Source organism: Pseudomonas sp. HB05, assembly GCF_016756915.1.
Lineage (GTDB): Bacteria > Pseudomonadota > Gammaproteobacteria > Pseudomonadales > Pseudomonadaceae > Aquipseudomonas > Aquipseudomonas alvandae.
On record NZ_JAESPG010000008.1, the window covers coordinates 34,598 to 56,450 of the forward strand.

Genomic DNA, 21,853 nt, shown 5'->3' on the forward strand with positions numbered 1-21,853 from the left:
GTAAAGATCGCAGCCTCGCTGCGCTCGGCAGCTCCTACGCCGCGCCCGCAGGGGCATCGGCTATTTGATGTACAGCTGCGTGGTCATCCGGTTGCCCGGCGCGTTGATCGAGACGTTGCTGAAACTGAAGGTCCCCTCTTGCTTGCCCTTCAGATCGAAGATGTACACGTAGCCAACCGTCCTGGTTGTCTTCGAGCAATCATTGAGGTTGCCATTGCTGTACGCACACACGGGCGAGCGGGTGCCGTCGACTTCGAAGCCGTCCAGCGTGACGTTCGGCTGGTGGCCGTAACCGACCTCCAGCACGTAGACCTTGATGTTCGGGCCGCCGTGGTCGCAACGGGTCTGCGCCTGACCTGGGGCGATGTCCTCGAAACCACAGGCCGGCGATTCGACCTTGAGCACCTTGACCTCGCTCAGCGGCGGCGCCGATGCGGCATGGGCAGCCGGCACGGACAGCCAGAGGCTCAATGCGCAGACCGAGGCAAATTTTTTCATGCAATACATACCGACCTCCCGGAACCGCGCGCAGTATGGCCCAACTTTTGCGACTGCACACTTTTGCAACTGCACACTTCGCGACTGAACACCTTTGCGACTGAAGACAGAGGATCGCAGCCACATCGCCGCGCTGTTATGATGCGCGGCTTTTTCCGACCCACAGAAAATCCCGGCCGCCATGGGTGTGCTGTGCTTTGCTGTTGAGGTCGATACATTCACGGCGCCGGGCGCGCCACGGGGAGCAGACATGCTGGAAAGGCTGTTTCAACTCAAGGCACACAACACCAACGTGCGGACCGAGATTCTGGCGGGCGTCACGACCTTCCTGGCCATGGCCTACATTCTGTTCGTGAACCCGAGCATTCTCGGTGAAACCGGCATGGACAAGGGCGCGGTATTCGTCGCCACTTGCCTGGCGGCGGCCATCGGCTCGACCGTGATGGGGCTGATTGCCAACTACCCGATCGCCCTCGCGCCGGGCATGGGCCTGAATGCCTTCTTTACCTACACCGTGGTCCTGCACATGGGCCACACGTGGCAAGTGGCGCTGGGGGCGGTGTTCGTCTCCGCCGTGCTGTTCTTCCTGCTATCGATCTTCCGCATCCGCGAATGGATCATCAACAGCATCCCGCTGCCGCTGCGCTCGGCCATTGCCGCCGGTATCGGCCTGTTCCTGGCGTTGATCGCCCTGAGCAATGCCGGCATCGTGGTGAAAAACCCGGCGACCATGGTCGGCCTCGGCGACCTGAAACAACCGGCACCGATCCTCGCCACCCTCGGCTTTGTCCTGATCGTTGCGCTTGAAGCCCTGAAAGTACGTGGTGCGGTGCTGATCGGCATCCTCGCGGTCACCATCGTCTCGATCCTGATGGGCTTCACCCCGTTCAACGGCGTCATTTCCGCACCGCCATCCTTGGCCCCGACCTTCCTGCAACTGGACATCATGGGCGCCTTGGACATCGGTCTCGTGAACGTGATCTTCGCCTTCCTGTTCGTCGATCTGTTCGACAACTCCGGCACCCTGATCGGCGTCGCCAAGCGCGCCGGGTTGATGGGCAAGGACGGGCACATGCCAAAGATGGGCCGCGCACTGATCGCCGACAGCACCGCCGCCATGGCCGGTTCGCTGCTGGGCACTTCGACGACCACCAGCTACATCGAATCGTCGGCGGGCGTCAGTGCCGGCGGCCGCACTGGCCTGACGGCCATCGTGGTGGCGATCCTGTTCCTGCTGGCGCTGTTCTTCTCGCCGCTGGCCGCCAGCGTCCCGGCCTTCGCCACCGCGCCGGCGCTGCTGTTCGTGGCGGTGTTGATGACTTCGGGCCTGGCGGAAATCGACTGGGACGACATCACCGTCGCCGCCCCGGTCGTGATCACTGCCCTGGCGATGCCTTTCACCTACTCCATCGCCAACGGCATTGCCTTCGGCTTCATCGCCTGGACCGCCATCAAGCTGGTCTCCGGTCGTGGCCGTGAGCTGAACCCGGCGCTGGTGATCCTGTCGATTCTGTTCGTTATCAAGTTGGGTTGGTTCAACGCATGACTTTTGATTCCCAAGCCTACGCCGCCCAGTTGCAGGGCAAGGTCACGCGCTTGCGTGACCTTCTGGCCCCTTTTGAGGCGCCGGAGCCTGCCGTATTCGACTCGCCCCTGGGCAACTTCCGCCTGCGGGCCGAATTTCGACTGTGGCGCGAGGCTGGCGAACGGCATTACGCCATGTTCTCCCAGGACGACAAGCGCACGCCGATCCTGATTGAAGAGTTTCCCATCGCCAGCCTGCGCATCAATCAGTTGATGCCGCAGCTCAAGGCCGCCTGGCAGGCCAGCGCGCCCTTGAGCCACAAGTTGTTCCAGGTGGAATTCCTCACCACCCTGGCCGGCGACGCGATGATCACCCTGTGCTACCACCGCCCGTTGGATGAACACTGGCATGCCGCGGCGTCGAAACTGGCGACCGACTTGGGCGTCAGCATCATTGGTCGCTCCAAGGGCAAGCGCGAAGTGATCGGCCACGATTACGTGGTGGAGAAACTTGAGGTGGGCGGTCGCACCTTCAGCTATCGCCAACCCGAAGGCGCCTTCACCCAGCCCAACGGCACGGTCAACCAGAAGATGCTCAACTGGGCTTATGAAGCCCTGGGCGATCGTGCTGACGATCTGCTGGAGTTGTACTGCGGCAACGGCAACTTCACCCTGCCGCTGGCAACCCGCGTGCGCAAAGTCCTCGCCACCGAAATCAGCAAGACCTCGGTCAACGCCGCGCTGAGCAACCTCAGCGAGAACGCTGTGGATAACGTCACGCTGGTGCGCCTGTCCGCCGAAGAGCTGACCGAAGCCTTGAACGAAGTCCGGCCGTTCCGTCGTTTGCAGGGCATAGACCTGAAAAGCTACGAATTCGGCAGCGTCTTCGTCGACCCGCCTCGCGCCGGCATGGACCCGGACACGTGCGAACTGACGAGGCGGTTCGACAACATCCTGTACATCTCCTGCAACCCCGAGACCCTCGCCGCGAACATCGCGCAACTGAACGACACCCACCGCATCACGCGTTGCGCGTTGTTCGATCAATTCCCTTGGACCCATCACATGGAATCCGGGGTGTTGTTGACGCGGCGCTGAACCCGCCTTTTGGGGTAAAGGATTACCTTGTGGCGAGGGGATTTATCCCCGCTGGGCTGCGGAGCAGCCCCATGCCTGTCTGTGCCAACAGTTTGCGAGCGCTGCGCGCTCGAGCGGGGATAAATCCCCTCGCCACAATTGCCTTCCCCAATCTCTCGGCTGATGCAATGTTCGATCATCGAACACTTATTGCCCGTCGACCGCTGCTTTATTTGACCAAATTAACCATCTAGTACAATTTATCTCCACCGGCTGGATCCCCGCCGACACCAACAATAAAAAATGTGGAGAAATGTGCGATGCCTCCGATCGTTCTGGTGCTCAATGGCCCGAACCTGAACCTGCTCGGCACCCGCGAGCCGGCAACCTATGGCCACGAAACCCTGGCTGATATTTCTGCGTTATGTGCCCGCACCGCCGAGGAGCTGGGCCTTGCCGTGGAGTTTCGCCAGACCAACCAGGAAGGTGAATTGCTGGACTGGATTCACGGCGCCCGTGGCCGATGCGCCGGCATCATCATCAACCCGGCGGCCTGGACCCACACCTCCGTGGCAATCCGCGACGCCCTGGTGGCGAGTGAAGTGCCAGTCATCGAAGTCCATCTTTCCAACGTCCACGCCCGCGAGACGTTCCGTCACCACTCCTTTGTTTCATCGGTGGCCATCGGCGTGATGTGCGGGTTCGGCAGCCATGGTTATCGCCTGGCCCTGGAACATTTCAGTCAGCGGTTGAAGGGTTGATACGCATGTCGAATATCACTGTGCTGGCCGGGCTCATCGGCGCGGGCATCCAGGCGTCGCGCACGCCGGCGCTGCATGAGCGCGAAGGCGATGCCCAGGGCATGCGCTACCTCTATCGACTGATCGATCTCGATGCCCTGAAGCTCGACAGCAGCGCCCTGCCCGACTTGCTGCTGGCCGCCGAGCGCATGGACTTCACTGGCCTGAACATCACCTTTCCCTGCAAGCAGGCGATCATCCCGCTGTTGGATGAACTCTCGGCCGAGGCGCGGGGCATCGGGGCGGTGAATACCGTGGTGCTCAAGGACGGCAAGCGCATCGGCCATAACACCGACTGCCTGGGGTTCGCCGAAGGTTTTCGTCGTGGCTTGGGTGATGTCGCGCGCAAGCGCGTGGTCCAGATGGGCGCAGGAGGCGCCGGCGCGGCTGTGGCCCATGCGTTGCTGGTGGAAGGCGTGGAGACGCTGAGCATTTTTGATGTCGAGGTCAGCCGTGCCGAGGCATTGGCGAACAACTTGAATCAACACTTCGGCGCCGGCCGCGCTCGTGCCGGGCATGACCTTGCAATTGCCATGGCCGAGGCCGACGGTTTGGTGAACACCACACCCATGGGCATGGCGAAACTGCCGGGCATGCCGGTGCCGGTCGAGTTGTTGCGGGGCGACCTGTGGGTGGCGGAGATCGTTTATTTCCCGTTGGAAACCGAACTCCTGCGCAACGCCCGCGCCCTCGGCTGCCGCACGCTGGACGGCGGCACCATGGCGGTGTTCCAGGCGGTCAAGGCGTTCGAACTGTTCAGCGGCGTGGCGCCGGATGCGCAGCGGATGCTGGCGCATTTCCAGAGCATGAATCACTAAAGCCGAGTGAAAATCCCTGCGAGGAATGAACTGTGGGAGCGAGCTTGCTCGCGATTGCGGTACACCAGTCACCATCGAGGTTGGCTGATCCACCGCTATCGCGAGCAAGCTCGCTCCCACATAGGATTGCTTGCACGTCAGGTTCGGTGTCAGGCCCGCAAGTAACGCAACACCGACTCACACACCATCTGCCGATGCCGCTGCTTGACCGCTTCGTCCGACAGGTCGATCTGGAAGATTTCACCGAATGTCTGGCGGTTGGATACCCGATAGAAGCAGAACGAGCTGATCAACAAATGTACGTCCAGCGGTTCGAGGCCGGCACGGAATATGCCTTCTTCGGCGCCACGACGGAGGATCACGCCCAGGGAATCGAGGATGGTGTTGGTCATCGCCTTGATCGCACCGGACTGTTTCACGTATTCGGCGTTGTGGATGTTTTCGATGCAGACGATGCGCACGAAATCCACGTTGCGATCATGGTGATCGAAGGTGAATTCCACCAGGCGCCGGATCGCCTCGACCGGCGCCAGTTCCGCCAGGTGCAGGCGGCTTTCTGTGGTGCGGATATCACCGTAGAGTTTCTCCAGCACCTCGACGTACAACTGCTCCTTGCTGCCGAAGTAGTAATAGATCATGCGCTTGGAGGTGTGGATGCGCTCGGCGATGGCGTCGACCCGGGCGCCGGCCAGGCCTTGCTGGACGAACTCGACGATGGCTTCCTGGAGAATATTTTCCCGGGTTTTCTCCGGGTTGTTCTTGCGACTCTTGCGCGGCGCGGCGACAGGCTCGTCGAGGGCTGCGGGAAGCTCTGGATTCATAGTCATTGCGGGCTCAGGCCGTCACTGCACAGGTGGGCGATTATGGGCTGCACCGGGCAGTGAAGGAAGCCAAGGCACTGCCCTTTACCGCCACGGTTACGATTTCCCTACAACTTGGCGTGTCGCACGCCGCCGCTGCGGGACTTGGCCATGGCCGCCAGGCGCACCGCGACGTTGGCCGCGCCGTAACCAGCGTAACCGTTCTTGCGCTGGATGATCTCGAAGAAGAACCGCCCTTCGAACGGCTCGGTGTAGACGTGGAACAGCTCACCACCCTGGGCATCACGGTCATACAGCACGTTGAAATAGGCCAGTTCGCTGAGAAACTCGTCGTCGAAATCGAAACGCGCCGCCAGGTCGTCGTAATAGTTGAGCGGAATGTCGAGCAACGGCACCCCGGCCTCCTTGGCTCGACTGACCTGGGCGAAGATGTCATCGCAATCGAAGGCAATGTGATGCACGCCGGAACCGCGATAACTCGACAGCGCGTGTGAAATAGCGGTGTTGCGGTTCTCGGAAATGTTCAACGGCAAGCGAATCGAACTGCAACGACTGCGCAGGGCACGGCTTTTCACCAGGCCATATGGATCAGGCAGCACCACTTCGTCGTCAGCCTCGAAATCCAGCAGGCTCTTGTAGAACAGCACCCAACTGTCGAGGCTGTCGGCCGGCAACGCCATCGCCATGTGGTCGATGCGCTTGAGCCCGGCGCCGACGGCGGCAGCCGGTTGCAGGTGGAAATCGGTGCCATAGACATCGGCGTCCCGATCCACCAGGTAGATCAGGCTGCTGTCCGGCGCGCGCACCGCCGCCAGTTCCAGTTCGTTGGGCCCGACCAGGCCGCGATAAGGCTGGCCTTTAAAGGCCACGGCCCGTTTCAGGGCGCTGGCGCTGTCCTTGACCCGAACCGCCATGGCGCACAGCGACGGGCCATGGGCTTCGAAAAAGCTGTGGGCGAAGGAATACGGCTCGCAGTTGAGGATCAGGTTGATATCGCCCTGGCGCAACAGGCTGACGTTCTTGGAGCGATGCTGGCCAGCCTTGACGAAACCCAGGCGCTCCAACCAATGGGCGAGCTTGGCCCCCAGGTTATCGTTGACAGCGAACTCCAGGAACTCGATGCCGTCGTACTCGCTGGCCAGCGCTGTTTCAAAAAGAATGTCGGGCTTCTGCGCGGGCGCTTGTTCGGCCAGGCGCTGACGGGTCTTTTCTTCCAGATACAACAGCGAACGCAAACCGTCGGCAGCGTTGGCCCTTGGTGGCGCGGCGCGAAAACCGTCGTTGAAGATTTCCAGCGACAGCGGTCCGGTGTAGCCACTCTGGATGATCGGCGCGAGGAAACCTGGCAAGTCGAATTCGCCCTGGCCCGGGAAACAGCGGAAGTGCCGGCTCCACTCCAGAACGTCCATTGCCAGGATCGGCGCATCGGCCATTTGCACAAAGAAGATCTTGTCGCCGGGAATCTCGGCGATCGCGCTCGGGTCGCCCTTGAGGGATAAGGTGTGAAAGCTGTCGAGCAGCACGCCGAGGCTCGGATGATCAGCCTGGCGCACGATGTTCCAGACCTGTTGGTACGTATTGACGTGCCGGCCCCAGGCCAACGCCTCATAACCGATGCGCAAGCCCCGCGCGCCAGCCCGCTCGGCCAGCAGGCGCAGGTCGTCGATCAGGATCTGTTCATCGCCAACGCTGTCAGCCGAGGCATTGCTGCACACCAGCACCAGGTCGGTGCCCAACTCCTGCATCAAATCGAATTTGCGCTCGGCACGTTCCAGGTTGCGCGCCAGGCGATCGCGGCGGCAGCCTTCGAAATCACGAAAGGGTTGGAACAGCGTGATGGCGACGCCCAGGTCGGCGCACATCTGCCGGATTTCCCGAGGACTGCCATCGTAGTAGAGAAGGTCGTTCTCGAAGATCTCCACGCCGTCGAAACCGGCGGCGGCAATGGCTTCGAGTTTTTCCGGCAGGGTACCGCTCAACGAAACGGTGGCAATGGAACGCTGCATGACTTCGGCTCCCGGGACAGGCGTCGGCTACAAAAAGTGCGCCGCTTTTTAAAAGAGTCAGGGGATTATTGAGCTGCCGGTTTCTTTGGGCAATTTAATATGTACCGTCTGGTTAGTTTTTAGGGCGATTATCGAACACAATGCCCGATCAGCGAATTGACGATTTTTTGTCCACTGCCCACCATCGGCCCCGCATTGACGCCGGAGTTCGGGTTCAATGCAGACCCAGACCACACCATAAGAATTTCAAGAACGGGTGCACCTTATGATTCCTTCCCAAAGTTCCCGCCTGGCCCCCGGCCCGGTTGCCACCCGCGGTGGCATCGGCGACAAGATCCGTGGCGCGATGGCCGTGGGCAAGACCCGTTGGGGCATGCTCGCCCTGGTGTTTTTCGCCACCACACTCAATTACATCGACCGCGCTGCCCTCGGCGTCATGCAGCCGATCCTGGCCAAGGAAATGAGCTGGACGGCGATGGACTACGCCAATATCAACTTCTGGTTCCAGGTCGGTTATGCGGTCGGCTTCGTGCTGCAGGGCCGATTGATCGACCGGATCGGCGTCAAGCGCGTGTTCTTCTGCGCCGTGCTGCTCTGGAGCCTGGCGACCGGCGCCCACGGCCTGGCCACCTCGGCAGTGGGCTTCATGGTTTGCCGCTTTATCCTCGGCCTCACGGAGGCCGCCAACTACCCGGCCTGTGTGAAAACCACGCGGCTGTGGTTCCCGGCCGGCGAACGGGCCGTGGCCACCGGTATTTTCAACGCCGGAACCAACGTCGGTGCGATGTTTACCCCGATGCTGCTGCCACTGGTCCTGCACGTCTGGGGCTGGCAGGCCGCGTTCCTGTGCATGGCGACGCTGGGTGGGATCTGGTTGCTGTTCTGGGGCCTGAAATACTTCAACCCCGAAGACCACCCGAGCGTGAAACAGTCGGAACTGGACTACATCCAGGCCCAGGACGAACCGGACCAGGCCCGCGTGCCCTTCTCTCGTATCCTGCGCATGCGCGGCACCTGGGCGTTCGCCCTGGCCTACTCGATCACTGCGCCGGTGTTCTGGTTCTACCTCTACTGGCTGCCGCCGTTCCTGAACCAGCAATACAACCTGGGCATCAACGTGACCCAGATGGGCATCCCGCTGATCATCATCTACCTGACCGCCGATTTCGGCAGCGTCGGCGGCGGGATCCTGTCTTCATTCCTGATTGGCCGCGGGGTCAATCCGATCAAGGCGCGACTGATGTCCATGTTGCTGTTCGCCTGCTGCATCGTCGGGGTGATCATGGCGGCCGGTTCCAGCAGCCTCTGGGTCGCGGTGTTTGCGATTTCCCTGGCCATCGGTGCACACCAGGCCTGGACCGCCAACATCTGGAGCCTGGTGATGGACTACACGCCCAAGCACATGATGAGCACGGTGTTCGGCTTCGGCGGCATGTGCGCGGCCATCGGCGGGATGTTCATGACGCAGCTGGTGGGGCACATCCTCACGATCACGAACAACAACTACACCGTGCTGTTCACCCTGATCCCGGCGATGTACTTCATCGCGCTGACCTGGATGTACTTCATGGCACCGCGCAAGGTGCCTACGCTGGAAAACTGATGCGGCTAAACATCCCTGTTTGTCCGGGGACATAGTGGATCTGTGGCGAGGGAGCTTGCTCCCGCTCGATTGCGCAGCAATCGCAAAAAAAGCGAGGGCTGCGGAGCAGCCCAGCGGGAGCAAGCTCCCTCGCCACAGAGGGCTGTGCTAGCCACAGGGACCGCGCAGGCCACAAGGGGTTCTGTGTAGCGGTTATTTGCGCCGCTGTTGCCACGCCGCCGCCAACCCACTCAAGCAGATCAAGGTAATCCCCACCACCGTGGTCAGCGTCGGCGTATGGCTGAAAAACAACCAGCCCAGCAACCCGGCAAAGATGATCTGGCAATACCCGAACGGCGCGAGCAGCGCCGGGGCGGCAAAACGGAAGGCCTGGGTCAGCATCAAGTGCGCGGTCATCCCGCAGGCCCCCAGCGCTAGCATCATCAAGCCGTGGGACACGCTGGGCACCTGCCAGAAGAACGGCACCAAGGCGCTCATCACCAACGTGTTGCACAACCCGGCGAAAAAATTGCTGGTCGTGGGGCTGTCGATCTCGGCGAGTTTGCGCGTGAGCAGCTGGTAGAAGCAGAAAAACAGCGCCGAGCAGAACGGCAACAGCACCGCCGGCGTGAACAGATCGCCACCGGGATGAACAATGATCAACACCCCGATGAACCCGAAGATCACCGCAATCCACTGACCGCGCGTCACGTGCTCGCCCAGCAGCGGTACCGACAATGCCGTGACCAGCACGGGGGCGAGGAAGTTGACCGCCGTCGCCTCTGCCAATGGGATGAACATCAGCGACGTGGTGAAAAACAGACTGGTGCCCAACAGGCACAACGCCCGCGCAACCTGCCACAACGGGCGCTTGGTGCGCAGCACGCGCAGCCCCGAGCGCGGCAGGAAAATACCCGCCATCAACAAGGTGTGCACCACGTAACGGGCCCAGACCACCATGATGATCGGATAGAAACCCGAGAGGTATTTGGACAGCGCGTCGTGACTGGAGAACAGGAACGTTGCGACCAGGATAAGCACGATGCCCTTGAAAGCCTGATTGACGCCGGAGAGCGGAGTGCTGATGGTCATGAAGGAAACCTGCGTTGCTTGATATTGAGGCCGTGATGCACAGTGCAGTTATTGGGCCAGCGAGGGTTCCGATAGTTCTGGATCCCAAGTGTAATGAAAATTCGGCGGCCGGACAGGATTGGCTCGCCGATGAACCAAAATCCTCGTCCGTTGCCTCACTGCTCAAGCACGCCGCGCGCCTTGGGCGCCCGGAAGCTAGACTCACCGCCACAGCAGTCATTTCTTCGCAGGGCCATTCAGAGGACTTCCCACATGTTATGGAAAAAAGGTCGCCGCAGTGACAACGTGGTGGATGCCCGTGATGACGGTGGGGGCGGCGGTGGAATGCGTTTCGGCGGCGGCAAGGGGTTGAGCCTGACGGCGATCATCCTGATCGTCGGCATCGGCTGGATCACCGGCCAGGACCCCATGCAGATCCTTGGGCAATTGGCCGGGCAGATGGACCAAGGGGCCGCGCCCACCTCTTCTCAAACCCGCCAGGCGCCGCCGGCCAATGATGAACAGGCCGAATTCGTGCGCGCCATCCTCGGCGATACCGAAGACACCTGGGGCCAGGTCTTCCAACAGGCCGGTCGCCAATACCAGCAACCGAAGCTGGTGCTGTTCAGCGGTCGGGTCAACTCGGCCTGCGGCCTGGCCTCCTCGGCGACCGGCCCGTTCTATTGCCCGGCGGACCGGCAGGTCTACCTGGACATGAGTTTCTTCCAGGAAATGTCCCAGCGTTTTTCGGCCGCCGGGGACTTCGCCCAGGCCTACGTCATTGCCCACGAAATCGGCCACCACGTGCAAACGCTGCTCGGCGTCTCGGCGAAAGTCCAGGAGGCGCGCCAGCAAGGCCGGCAAATGGAAGGTGACGGCGGCTTGCTGGTGCGCCAGGAATTGCAGGCCGATTGCCTCGCCGGCGTCTGGGCCAACCACGCGCAAAAACGCCTGAACTGGCTTGAGCCGGGGGACATCGAAGAAGCCTTGAACGCCGCCAATGCCATTGGTGACGATCGCCTGCAGCAGCAAGGCCAGGGCCGCGTGGTGCCGGACTCGTTTACCCATGGCACCTCGGCGCAACGGGTGCGCTGGTTCAAGACCGGTTTCGCCCAGGGCCAGGTCAGCCAGTGCGACACCTTCGCGGCGAAAAACCTGTAGATGAAGTGGGCGACGTTGATCTGGCTGGTGCTCGTTTGCGCAGTTGCCCAGGCCGAGGAACACGCCGTCAAGGCAGTCGCCCAAGGTCGCCTGTTGCTCAAGGACGGGGTCATGGCCGTTGCCGTGAGCCCGCCGCCGGCGTCGATCCAGCGGGTGCTGATCATCGTCCACGGTCGGCTGCGCAATGCCGACACTTATCTTCGCAGTGGCGAAAAGGCCGCCGCGCAGGCCGGTCAAACGACAACCACGCTGATCATCGCCCCGCAATTCCTCAACGAACAGGACGTGGCGCGCCATCAACTGCCCGCCGACCTCCTGCGTTGGCAAGGCAACGACTGGATGGCGGGAGGGCTGTCCATAGGGCCGAATCCAGTCAGTTCCTTCCAAGTGCTGGATGACATCATTGCGCGGGTCAGCGATCGACAGCAGTTCCCTGAGGTGAAGGAGATCGTCATCGCCGGCCACTCCGGCGGCGCACAAGTGGTGCAGCGCTATGCCCTGCTCGCCCACGGCACCTACCGCATCGCGCCACGGTTCGTCATTGCCAATCCATCCTCATATGCCTACCTCGACGCGCAACGGCCCATGGCGTTCGCCCTCGCCAGTTGCCCGTCCTTCAACCGTTGGAAATACGGCCTGGAGCACCTGCCCGCCTACGCCGCCGGGCAAACGCCGACGCAACTCGAAGATAACTACATCAAGCGCGACATCACTTATTTGCTGGGACAACAGGACATTGATCCGGAGCATCCGGCCCTGGACAAAGGCTGCGAGGCGCAGACCCAAGGGGCGTACCGACTGCTGCGCGGGCATTTCTTTTTCGACTACCTGACGCGACGCCATCCGCAGGGGCTGAATCAGCGACTGATCGAAGTGCCCGGGGTTGGGCATGATGGGGATGGGATGTTCAATTCGCCGGAGGGGTTGAGGGTGTTGTTTGGGCAGTAAGTCTTGTGGCGGCTTATCGGACCTCATCGCGAGCAAGCTCGCTCCCACAGTGGGCCTGGTGCAGACACAAATCTTGCGCTCGACAAAAATCCCCTTGTGGGAGCGAGCTTGCTCGCGATGACGGTCAATCAGCCAACCGACCTCTCAAGCCGACAACATCCGCCGCAACTCAAAGCAATCCCGCGCATGCCAATCCGTCAGCTCCGGCCAGGGATTATCCGGCAGGTTCACCAACACCGTCCGCGCCCCTGCCGTGCGACCGCAGTCCAGGTCGAAACGGTAGTCACCCACCATGACCATCGAGCCCGGGGCCACGTCCCATGCCTCGGCCAGTTTCAACAGGCCACCGGGATGCGGCTTGGGCGGTGCTTCGTCGCGGCCCAACACGTCCTCCACTGCAAAACAATCTGCCAGGCCAATGGCTTCCAGAGTGATATGGGCCAGCTCGCGGGCGTTGCGGGTCAGGATGCCCAGGCGATAGCCGCGTCCCGCCAACTCTCGCACGAGCTCAACCGCGCCCGGCGCGGGCTTGGAGCCCAGCGCCAGGTCCCGTTCGTGTTCCAGCAGCCAGGCGTGCTTGGCGGCGGCTTCTGCAGCGGGCAGGGCCGCCAGGTGGGTGAGGATGTCGTCTTCGGCCGGAATCGCCAGGGCTACGCGGATCGCGGCGAAGTCATGCACGGCGATGGTCAGCGTGCCGTCCATGTCGAACACCCAATGCCGCACATCGGCCAGGCTCATGCCCAGTCCTTGCGATGGCGGATCAAGCCTTCCTGGGTCACCGACGCGACCAGTTGTCCGGCGCGGTTGTACACACTGCCCCGGGAAAAACCACGGGAATTGCCAGCCCACGGGCTGTCCATGGCGTAGAGCAACCAGTCGTCGGCGCGCAGGTCCGCGTGGAACCACAACGCGTGGTCAAGGCTCGCGACCTGCATATCCTTGTGCCACACCGATTTGCCGTGGGGCAGCAGCGAGGTGGTCAACAGGCCGAAGTCCGACGCGTAGGCCAACAGGTATTTGTGCAGGGCCGGAATGTCCGCCAAGGCGCCATCGGCACGGAACCACACGTATTTGACCGGATCGGCCGGTTGCGGGTTGTAAGGATCTTTTTCGGTGACCGGGCGCACCTCGATCGGCTTGGGGCACAGCAGTTTTTCGCGCATGTGCTCCGGCAGCAGATGGGCGCGCTGCTGGGTCAGCTCCAGCTCGGAAGGCAGGTTTTCCGGCCCGACGACTTGCGGCATGCTGCTCTGGTGCTCGAAACCCTGCTCGTCGTACTGGAAAGAGGCGCTGCAGGTGAAGATCGGGTTGCCCTTCTGGATCGCCGTGACCCGCCGGGTGCTGAAGCTGCCGCCATCGCGAACGCGATCGACCTGGTAGACCACCGGCAACGCCGCATCCCCCGGACGCAGGAAATAGCCATGCATCGAGTGCACGTGGCGCGCCTCTTCCACGGTCTGGCTGGCCGCCGACAATGACTGGCCCAGTACCTGGCCGCCGAACAGCTGGCGAAACCCGAGGTCCTGGCTACGACCGCGAAACAGGTTCTCTTCGATCGGTTCCAGGGTCAGCAGGTCGACCAGATCTTCCAACACGTGGCTCATTCAGACTTTCCTCACACAGCGCAAAAACCGCGCAGTCTGTGCTGCGGCGGATCGATAATTGGCCCGGGCCATTTTGGCGGGCATTGTAACGTCCGTGTCGGCTAACCGTGCAGCGTCTGCAACCACTGCTCACGATCGATGCGATAGAGCACATGGTGACGCAATGGATGATCAACCGCGAGCTTGGGGTGTTCGAAGTCATCCGCCGGATCATGCTGCATGCCGATGGCCTGCATGACCTTCTGCGACGGCAGGTTATCCACAGCGGTAAACGCCACCACTTCGTCCAGCCCCAGGCGGTCGAAGGCACAGCGCAACGCCGTCCACGCCGCTTCGCTGGCATAACCGAGCCCCCAGTGTTCGCGGGCCAGGCGCCAACCGATTTCCACCGCCGGGGTGAAATGCGCGTCGAACCCGACCACGCCCAGCCCGGTGAAGCCAATGAAAGCGCCAGTGTCCTTGCGCTCCAGTGCCCACAAACCAAAACCATGCTCGGCAAAATGCCCGCGCACGCGGCCGATCAACGCAGCGCTTTCCAGGCGACTCAAGGGTGCCGGAAAATAACGCATCACTTGCGGATCGGCGGACATGGCCGCAAACGCCGGCAAATCATCGTCGCGCCACTGCCGCAATATCAGCCGTGCGCTTTCCAGTTCCAGTATCGGCTCCATCTTCACTCCCTTTCCATGCCCCAGAGTCTACATCGCTGGTAGGATCCTTCACTCATTCGCTGCTGAAAACACTATGCCTTTGCCGCTGATCTACCACGAAGACTACAGCCCCGAGTTCCCAGCGGATCACCGCTTCCCCATGGACAAGTTCCGCCTGCTGCGCGACCACCTGGTAGAAAGTGGCCTGACGACAGATGCGGACCTGTTGCGCCCCGCCCTGTGCCCACCAGATATCCTCGCCCTGGCCCATGACCGCGCTTATATCGAACGCTACATGGGCGGCGAGTTGTCCCGCGAAGACCAACGGCGACTTGGCCTGCCCTGGAGCGAAGCCCTGGCCCGGCGAACGGTACGCGCGGTGGGTGGCTCGCTCCTGGCCGCCGAAAAGGCCCTCGAACACGGGTTGGCCTGTCATCTGGCCGGCGGCACCCATCACGCCCACTACGATCACCCGGCCGGCTTTTGCATTTTCAATGACCTGGCGGTGATCAGCCGCTACTTCCTGGCCAGCGGTCGCGTCTCGCGGGTGTTGATTTTCGACTGCGACGTGCACCAGGGCGACGGTACTGCTCGAATACTCCATGACACCCCGGACGCCGTGACAGTTTCCCTGCACTGCGAAAAGAATTTTCCGGCACGCAAGGCGCAAAGCGATTGGGACATTCCGCTGCCGATGGGCATGGACGATGCCGCTTACCTTAAAGTCGTGGACGATGCGCTCAATTACCTGCTGCCGCTCTACCAGCCGGACCTGGTGCTGTATGACGCCGGCGTCGACGTGCACAAGGACGACGCCCTCGGTTACCTGAAACTGACCGACGAAGGCCTCGCCGCCCGGGACGAGAGCGTGATGCGTCATTGCCTCGGGCGGGACATCCCCGTCGTCGGCGTGATCGGTGGTGGCTACAGCAAGGACCGCAAGGCCCTGGCCCGACGCCACGGGATCCTGCACCACAGCGCGCAAAAGGTCTGGATGTCATCAGGCTGTCATTGAACGCTGGGCGCGTTACCCACAATGCCTGTGGAGCGGCCTGTGGATAACCTGAGCGAAACGGCTCGCAGCCTGTGTTGCCTATGGCTCGCAGGGGCTTGGTTGTTTTTTGATCACCTTAATTTAAGAACGCCACCTACCTTGTGGGAGCGGGCTTGCTCGCGAACGCGGTGTGTCAGTCGATATTTGCCTCACTGACACACCGCTTTCGCGAGCAAGCCCGCTCCCACAGGAATTTGTGCTGATAGAATGCCGCGCTATTCCTCGTTTCCGCAGTTCACACCATGACCTCGACCACCCAGCCTCCCATCCCAAACATCGCCATCATCGGCGGCGGCCCTGCTGGCCTGATGGCGGCCGAGGTGTTGAGCCAGGCCGGTGTCCGGGTCGATCTGTACGACGGCATGCCCTCGGTGGGCAGGAAATTTCTCCTGGCCGGCGTCGGCGGCATGAACATCACCCACTCCGAAGCCTTCCCGGCCTTCCTGTCCCGCTACGGCGAACGCGCGTCGAATATCGCCCCGCTGCTGCGAGCATTCGGCGCGGATGAGTTATGCCAATGGATTCACGGCCTGGGCATCGACACCTTCGTCGGCAGCTCGGGACGGGTATTTCCAACCGACATGAAAGCCGCCCCGCTGCTGCGCGCCTGGCTCAAGCGTTTACGTGAGGCCGGGGTGGTGATCCACACCCGCCACCGCTGGCTCGGCTGGAACCCCGACGGCAGCCTGCGCATCGCCAGCCCGGAGGGAGAAAAGAGTCTTGCGCCCGACGCGACATTATTGGCATTGGGCGGCGGCAGTTGGTCGCGCCTGGGCTCCGATGGTGCCTGGATGCTGCCGCTGGAACAGCGCGGCGTGGCCCTTGCGCCGCTGCAGCCGAGTAACTGCGGATTCGACGTGACGGCCTGGAGCGACCTGATGATCAGCAAATTCGCCGGCGCCCCGCTGAAGAACATCGCCATCGGCCTCAACGACGATGTGCCTCGCCTGGGCGAATGCGTCATCACCGCCACCGGCATCGAAGGCAGCCTGATCTATGCGCTGTCGGCAGCGATTCGTGAGGCCATCAACCAGCACGGCCGCGCGACCATTCATCTGGACCTGTTGCCGGGCCGGCCTGTGGATAAAATCCTCCAGGCCCTGAACAAGCCACGCGGGTCGCGCTCGATGGCCAAGCACTTGCACAGCCAGTTGGGGATCGACGGGGTCAAGGCAGCCTTGTTGCGCGAGCTGACATCCGTCGATTGCTTCGCCGACATGGCGCGGCTGGCGGAAGCGATAAAGGCCTTGCCGGTCACGCTGGTGAAAACCCGTCCGCTGGACGAAGCGATCAGCAGCGCCGGCGGCGTGACGTTCGAAGCCCTGGACGAACGGCTGATGCTCAAGCAGTTACCCGGGGTTTTCTGCGCCGGGGAAATGCTCGACTGGGAAGCGCCGACCGGTGGCTACCTGCTCACGGCGTGCTTTGCCAGTGGCCGGGCGGCGGGGTTGGGGATGGTGGAGTTTCTACGAAACAGCGGGAAGTTATAAGCTGCAAGCTGCAAGCTGAAGACCATCGACATACAACTTGCGGCTTGCAGCTTGAAACTTGCAGCTGCCGTCAAGGCTTACGCTTACGCGGCCCGGTATTGAACACCGGCACTTTTCGCACCGGCTTGACTGAAGGCTCCACCGGCCCCGAATCGCCACTGTCCACCCACTTGCCCAGGTTGCGCTTGCCGCCACTGCCCTGGGTTTTCGGTTTCTTCGGCTTCTTCGGTTTCTTGATCACCTGGCCGCTGGCATCGGTCTCCGGCACGCGGTGCTCAGGCTCGAAATCCTGCTCCATCTGCCGGGGCAATGTCTGACGAGTCAAGGTCTCGATGGCCGACAGCAGATTCACTTCATCGGCGCAGACCAGGGAAATCGCCTGCCCGGTGGCGCCCGCCCGGCCCGTGCGGCCGATGCGGTGGATGTAGTCCTCGGCGACGATCGGCAGGTCGAAGTTCACCACCAATGGCAAATCTTCGATATCCAGGCCACGGGCGGCGACGTCGGTGGCCACCAGGATCTGCACTTCGCTGGCCTTGAAGCGATCCAGCGCGCGCTGGCGGGTCGCCTGGGGTTTGTCACCGTGGATGCCATCGGCATTGACACCGAGCCCCTGGAGTTTTTCCACCAGCGCATCGACGCCGTTGCGGGTCTTGGCGAACACCAGCACCTGTTTCCACTTGTGCTTGCGCATCAGATGAATGAACAGCTCCGGCTTGCGCTTCTTGTCCACCGTCACCACCCATTGCTTGACGGTGTTGGCGGCCACGTTGCGCGGGCTCACTTCGATGCTCAGCGGATCGTTGAGCATCTGCCCGGCCAACAGGCGGATCGCATCGGAAAAGGTCGCCGAGAACAGCAGCGTCTGGCGCTTCTTCGGCAGCGCCTTGTAGATGTTCGCCAGTTCCTCGGAGAACCCTAGGTCGAGCATGCGGTCGGCTTCGTCCAGCACCAGGGTCTGCAACTGGTTGAACTTCAGCGCGTTCTGGCGGAACAGGTCGAGCAAGCGGCCCGGCGTCGCCACCAGCAAGTCGACGCCTTTGCGCAACTTCATCATCTGCGGGTTGATGCTGACGCCGCCGTACACGGCGTAGGTGCTCAAGGGCAGGTTCTGCGCGTATTGGCGCACGCTTTCGTGGACCTGCTCGGCCAGCTCGCGGGTCGGCACCAGGATCAACGCACGCACCGAGTTGGCGGCGACTTTCGGCCCTTCGGTGGTCAGCAACTGCAACAGCGGCACGGCGAAACCGGCGGTCTTGCCAGTACCGGTCTGGGCCGCGGCCATCAGGTCGCGCCCGGCGAGCACGGCCGGCATGGCTTGGGCCTGGACCGGCGTCGGAGTCTGGTAGCCGAGCGTCTCGAGGGCGCGCAGCAGGGGTTCGATCAGGCCAAGGGTGGCGAAAGTCATGGAGGTACCGTAGGAAAAATCAGCGCAGGGTGTGCAATGCGCGGCAGTTTACCCTAAATCAGGATTCGGCCGGTGCAGGCTTGGGCTTGCGCCACTGCGGCAAGCCGATCAACACCACGGCGCTGATGATCACCAGCATCGCCAAGGCTTCTTCGATGCCAATGGTTTCTCCCGCGAAGACGATGCCCAGCAACACCGCCACCGCCGGGTTGACGTAGGCATAGCTGGTGGCCGCCGCCGGACGCACATGCTTGAGCAGGTACATGTAGGCATTGAAGGCGATGATCGAACCGAACCCGATCAGATAGACCAACGCGAACCAGCCTTCCAGCGGCGGCACGTGGTCCAGGCGTTCGCCACTGGCGAAGCTGCCGATCAACAGCACCACGCCAGCCACCAGCATTTCCACCGCGCTGGCCATGGCGCCTGCGGGCAGTTGCAGATGTTTGCTCAACACCGAACCGAAGGCCCACGAGGCGGCGGCGAACACCAGCAAAGCCGCTCCCAACGGGCTCGATTGCAGGTTCGAACCCAGGTTGAGCATGGCGATGCCGATCAATCCCAGCACAATCCCCGCCCACTCGAGACGGGTATTGCGTGCGCCCCAGAAATATCCGCAGAGCAAGGTAAACAACGGCACCGTCGCCACGGCCAGCGCCGCCACGCCCGAAGCCACGCCCGTATGCTCGGCGATACTCACCGCACCATTGCCGAAGGTCAGTAGCAACACGCCAATGAGCGCCCCGGCCTTCCATTGCGCCCAGGTCGGCGCCGGCGCGCCCTTCCACCGCAAGAAGCCGTACATCAACGACCCGGCGATCACAAAGCGAATCCCGGCCAGCAGCAACGGCGGCCAATGCTCGACGCCGATGCGAATCACCAGGTAGGTCGAACCCCAGATGACATACAAGGCGAAAAAGGCAGCGATCAACGGCAACGGAAAACGGCGTGGGCCAGGCATGTTCAACTCGAAGTCAGGACGATGAAACCCATCATTCTAAAAAGGCGCTCGGCAGAAATTAAGTTACAAAATCTGTTTATCCGAGCCATACACTTTTCAAGGCACGACCAATACGACTGAACACAGACCAACCCTGTGGGAGCGAGCTTGCTCGCGATAGCTTTGGATCAGCCAACATAACATTGACTGATACACCGCAATCGCGAGCAAGCTCGCTCCCACAAAAGGTTTCGCGGTGCGTTCAGAATCCGCGGTGGCGCTTGAGGTGTTCGTTGATCTTCGCCGCTGGCACTTTCTGCAAACTGCACAGCAGGTCGTGGGACAGCTCCCGCAGCCCATGCTTCTGGCGCAATTCCGCAGCGAGGTGCGCGGTAAGGTTGGCGGCCATTTCGGCGTCGGCCATGGCCCGGTGAGCCTGGCCGGTGTGGGGCAGGCCGGCGAATGCGTTGAGCGTGCCAAGCTTGTGGTTCGGCGCCGATGGCATCAAGCGCCGGGCCAGCAACAACGAACAGGCAAAGTTCTGCAGGCGGGTGCGCTTGATGCGCCCCAGTTCGAAGTCCCAGAACTTCTGGTCGAACGCGGCGTTATGCGCCAGCAGCGGCGTGATGCCGACAAACTCGTTGACCTCGTTCATCACTTTTTCCGCAGGGGGAGCGCTGCGCAGCATGGCGTTGCTGATCCCGGTCAGTTGTTCGATGAAGGCCGGCACGCGAACACCGGCGTTCATCAGGCTCTGGTAACGGTCGACGATCCGGCCTTGTTCAAGGATCACCACGGCGATTTCCGTGGCCCGGCAACTGCTGCTCGGGGTGATGCCGGTGGTTTCAAAGTCGATGACTGCGATGCGTTCCAAACCTGTGGGGCTCCTTGAAGATCAATTCTTGAGCAGCAACGCGCCTTCGATGGGCACGTAGCGGCTGGCGGCGCGGATCAGCGAGTTAGCGGTCAGCCCCGGCACACCGTAGGCCACCGCTTGCACGCCGTGCTTGCTGATGATGCGTTCGAGCAGCATGTCGAAATCGCCGTCGCCGGAGGCCAGCACCACTTCATCGACATGGTCGGCAGCGTCCATGATGTCGAGCGTGATGCCCACGTCCCAGTCGCCCTTGGCCGAACCGTCGCTGCGTTGGATGTAGGGCTTGAGCTTCACGGTGAAGCCGAGGTTGCGCAGGATCTGCTGGAACTGCTGTTGCTTGCTGTCGCCGCGATCGATCGCGTAGGCATAGGCCTCGACGATTTGGCCCTGTTTGCTGACGTCAGCCCACAGCGCCGCGTAGTTGAAATGGCAGCCATAGGCTTGGCGCACGGTGTAGTAGAGGTTCTGGACATCGGCGAACACTGCGATTTTTTTCACCGCGTTTCCTCATGAATGCACACGCGTGCAGGCCACCCGGCCCGAAAAGTCGCCCAGTATGCCAGCCTCGAGGAATGTTCCGCGAATAATCGGCCCGAGGCGCCCGGGCGCCTCGGACGAATGGCAGGTCAGACGAAGGAATCGTCGTCGCCGAAGAAGGACGAATCGTCGCCGTAGTCCGCGTCGCTGACACCGCCCGGGTCGTTGTCGTAGGAACCGTTGTCGGCCACGCGCTGGTCATCGCCCCAGCCGTTGTCGCCGCTGTTGGCCGTATCGTTGACGGGCTGGGCCGGTTCTTCCTTGAGGATCTCGACGATTTCCTGAGGCTGATTGCTGTGGAACAGACTGCTGATGCCCTGGGCCAGCATCACGCCACCGGCCACGCCCGCCGCGGTTTTCAAGGCGCCACCGAGGAAGCTGCTGGCCGCCGGGGCCGGCTGTTGCGGCGCGCCATAGTTGCCGGGCGCGGCACCAAAACCTTGCTGGGCCGGCGCGTTGAACGACGGCCGTCCCGGTTCACGCCAGCCGCCACCGCTGGGCGCTGGTGTACTTGCAGGATGCGAATCGCGGTTGCCGCCACCAAAAATACTCGAGAGAAAACCACCGCCGCCGCTGGGCGCCGAAGCCGGATTGCGAGCCTGCTGCAACTCGGCTTGCAATTGCTCGACCTGCTGGGCGAGTTGCTTGTTCTGCTCGTCCAGGCGCTTGATCGCCGCCTCTTGCACCAGAATCGCCTGGGCCATGAAATAGCCCGCCGCAGGCTGGTTGGCCAAGTGTTCCTTGATCCGCGCCTCAGCCTGGGCGTCGCGCGGGGCTGATTCCTTTTCGGCCTGTTGCAGCCGTGAAAACAGTCCATCGATCAGGGTTTGTTCTTCGCTGTTCATGGCGACCTCATCAGATTGCCGGATAAAAAACCAAGCCGGTCCACAAAAGACCGGTGCCCGTCAGTAATGGGGTCCGCCAGGAACCTTTCAATGGTCTTTACCTGATGTTTACGTTTGTTTATGCGGTCACCTGATGGGTAAA

The 21,853-nt window shown here is 62.0% G+C and carries 21 protein-coding genes; 9 read left to right on the forward strand and 12 right to left on the reverse strand.

Annotation, left to right across the window (positions count from 1 at the left end):
* Nucleotides 1–60 precede the first annotated feature (60 nt).
* On the reverse strand, nucleotides 61–498 hold the full coding sequence (locus tag JMN22_RS09495) for a DUF4879 domain-containing protein (protein ID WP_431144455.1): 438 nt from the start codon (nucleotides 496–498) through the stop codon (nucleotides 61–63).
* Nucleotides 499–748: 250 nt separating this feature from the next.
* On the opposite strand from JMN22_RS09495, the gene JMN22_RS09500 reads away from it, so the two are divergent.
* The 4 genes from JMN22_RS09500 to JMN22_RS09515 all read left to right on the forward strand — a co-directional run bounded on the left by JMN22_RS09500 (nucleotide 749) and on the right by JMN22_RS09515 (nucleotide 4,717).
* Nucleotides 749–2,044, forward strand: a complete 1,296-nt coding sequence (locus JMN22_RS09500; RefSeq protein ID WP_198798302.1) for an NCS2 family permease — start codon at nucleotides 749–751, stop codon at nucleotides 2,042–2,044.
* Nucleotides 2,041–3,120: a tRNA (uridine(54)-C5)-methyltransferase TrmA gene (trmA, locus tag JMN22_RS09505; protein WP_030140321.1), complete on the forward strand. Its 1,080-nt coding sequence runs from the start codon at nucleotides 2,041–2,043 to the stop codon at nucleotides 3,118–3,120. The genes JMN22_RS09500 and trmA overlap by 4 nt, the downstream gene beginning before the upstream one ends.
* Before the next feature lie 299 nt (nucleotides 3,121–3,419).
* Nucleotides 3,420–3,860, forward strand: coding sequence for a type II 3-dehydroquinate dehydratase (gene aroQ / locus JMN22_RS09510; protein ID WP_198798303.1), 441 nt, complete (start codon nucleotides 3,420–3,422; stop codon nucleotides 3,858–3,860).
* A gap of 5 nt (nucleotides 3,861–3,865) precedes the next feature.
* Complete coding sequence (locus tag JMN22_RS09515; RefSeq protein ID WP_198798304.1) at nucleotides 3,866–4,717, forward strand: shikimate dehydrogenase; 852 nt, start codon at nucleotides 3,866–3,868, stop codon at nucleotides 4,715–4,717.
* A gap of 149 nt (nucleotides 4,718–4,866) precedes the next feature.
* Here the strand turns inward: JMN22_RS09515 and JMN22_RS09520 are convergent, their stop codons facing one another.
* Together JMN22_RS09520 and quiC are read right to left on the reverse strand one after the other, a co-directional pair.
* Nucleotides 4,867–5,544, reverse strand: a complete 678-nt coding sequence (locus JMN22_RS09520) for a TetR/AcrR family transcriptional regulator (RefSeq protein WP_198798305.1) — start codon at nucleotides 5,542–5,544, stop codon at nucleotides 4,867–4,869.
* Nucleotides 5,545–5,645: 101 nt separating this feature from the next.
* Nucleotides 5,646–7,544: a 3-dehydroshikimate dehydratase QuiC gene (gene quiC / locus JMN22_RS09525; RefSeq protein ID WP_198798306.1), complete on the reverse strand. Its 1,899-nt coding sequence runs from the start codon at nucleotides 7,542–7,544 to the stop codon at nucleotides 5,646–5,648.
* A gap of 265 nt (nucleotides 7,545–7,809) precedes the next feature.
* On the opposite strand from quiC, the gene JMN22_RS09530 reads away from it, so the two are divergent.
* Nucleotides 7,810–9,147: an MFS transporter gene (locus JMN22_RS09530; RefSeq protein ID WP_030140326.1), complete on the forward strand. Its 1,338-nt coding sequence runs from the start codon at nucleotides 7,810–7,812 to the stop codon at nucleotides 9,145–9,147.
* Between the two features lie 192 nt (nucleotides 9,148–9,339).
* On the opposite strand, the gene JMN22_RS09535 is transcribed toward JMN22_RS09530, so the two are convergent.
* The gene (locus tag JMN22_RS09535) at nucleotides 9,340–10,218 is read right to left on the reverse strand and encodes a DMT family transporter (RefSeq protein ID WP_198798307.1); all 879 of its coding nucleotides are present in this window, start codon (nucleotides 10,216–10,218) and stop codon (nucleotides 9,340–9,342) included.
* A 252-nt stretch (nucleotides 10,219–10,470) separates the two neighbouring features.
* Between JMN22_RS09535 and ypfJ the strand changes: the two genes are divergently transcribed.
* The gene (ypfJ, locus tag JMN22_RS09540) at nucleotides 10,471–11,358 is read left to right on the forward strand and encodes a KPN_02809 family neutral zinc metallopeptidase (protein WP_030140328.1); all 888 of its coding nucleotides are present in this window, start codon (nucleotides 10,471–10,473) and stop codon (nucleotides 11,356–11,358) included.
* A complete protein-coding gene (locus tag JMN22_RS09545; protein WP_198798308.1) occupies nucleotides 11,359–12,306 on the forward strand; it encodes an alpha/beta hydrolase in 948 nt (315 codons plus the stop codon).
* Between the two features lie 144 nt (nucleotides 12,307–12,450).
* On the opposite strand, the gene JMN22_RS09550 is transcribed toward JMN22_RS09545, so the two are convergent.
* The 3 genes from JMN22_RS09550 to JMN22_RS09560 all read right to left on the reverse strand — a co-directional run bounded on the left by JMN22_RS09550 (nucleotide 12,451) and on the right by JMN22_RS09560 (nucleotide 14,581).
* Nucleotides 12,451–13,044 carry an HAD family hydrolase gene (locus tag JMN22_RS09550; protein ID WP_198798309.1) on the reverse strand — a complete coding sequence of 198 codons (594 nt, stop codon included), beginning with the start codon at nucleotides 13,042–13,044 and terminating at the stop codon, nucleotides 12,451–12,453.
* On the reverse strand, nucleotides 13,041–13,910 hold the full coding sequence (gene tesB / locus JMN22_RS09555) for an acyl-CoA thioesterase II (RefSeq protein ID WP_030140331.1): 870 nt from the start codon (nucleotides 13,908–13,910) through the stop codon (nucleotides 13,041–13,043). Before tesB ends, JMN22_RS09550 begins: the two co-directional genes overlap by 4 nt.
* A 101-nt stretch (nucleotides 13,911–14,011) precedes the next feature.
* Nucleotides 14,012–14,581, reverse strand: a complete 570-nt coding sequence (locus JMN22_RS09560) for a GNAT family N-acetyltransferase (protein ID WP_030140332.1) — start codon at nucleotides 14,579–14,581, stop codon at nucleotides 14,012–14,014.
* 73 nt (nucleotides 14,582–14,654) lie between these two features.
* Between JMN22_RS09560 and JMN22_RS09565 the strand changes: the two genes are divergently transcribed.
* Together JMN22_RS09565 and JMN22_RS09570 are read left to right on the forward strand one after the other, a co-directional pair.
* Nucleotides 14,655–15,575, forward strand: coding sequence for a histone deacetylase family protein (locus JMN22_RS09565; RefSeq protein WP_030140333.1), 921 nt, complete (start codon nucleotides 14,655–14,657; stop codon nucleotides 15,573–15,575).
* A 281-nt stretch (nucleotides 15,576–15,856) separates the two neighbouring features.
* Nucleotides 15,857–17,104, forward strand: a complete 1,248-nt coding sequence (locus JMN22_RS09570; protein WP_198796732.1) for a TIGR03862 family flavoprotein — start codon at nucleotides 15,857–15,859, stop codon at nucleotides 17,102–17,104.
* A gap of 70 nt (nucleotides 17,105–17,174) precedes the next feature.
* Here JMN22_RS09570 and JMN22_RS09575 read toward each other — a convergent pair whose 3' ends face one another.
* From JMN22_RS09575 to JMN22_RS09595, 5 genes are all read right to left on the reverse strand, one after another.
* Entirely contained in the window at nucleotides 17,175–18,512 is a 1,338-nt protein-coding gene (locus JMN22_RS09575) for a DEAD/DEAH box helicase (RefSeq protein ID WP_030140335.1), read from the reverse strand.
* Between the two features lie 58 nt (nucleotides 18,513–18,570).
* Nucleotides 18,571–19,473 (reverse strand): drug/metabolite exporter YedA, encoded by a 903-nt coding sequence (gene yedA / locus JMN22_RS09580; protein ID WP_198796731.1) that lies wholly within the window; start codon nucleotides 19,471–19,473, stop codon nucleotides 18,571–18,573.
* Nucleotides 19,474–19,714: 241 nt separating this feature from the next.
* A complete protein-coding gene (locus JMN22_RS09585) occupies nucleotides 19,715–20,326 on the reverse strand; it encodes a 3'-5' exonuclease (protein ID WP_030140337.1) in 612 nt (203 codons plus the stop codon).
* A gap of 21 nt (nucleotides 20,327–20,347) precedes the next feature.
* Complete coding sequence (locus JMN22_RS09590) at nucleotides 20,348–20,827, reverse strand: LabA-like NYN domain-containing protein (protein ID WP_030140338.1); 480 nt, start codon at nucleotides 20,825–20,827, stop codon at nucleotides 20,348–20,350.
* Nucleotides 20,828–20,955: 128 nt separating this feature from the next.
* Nucleotides 20,956–21,711, reverse strand: a complete 756-nt coding sequence (locus tag JMN22_RS09595; RefSeq protein ID WP_030140339.1) for a DUF2076 domain-containing protein — start codon at nucleotides 21,709–21,711, stop codon at nucleotides 20,956–20,958.
* Nucleotides 21,712–21,853 lie beyond the last annotated feature (142 nt).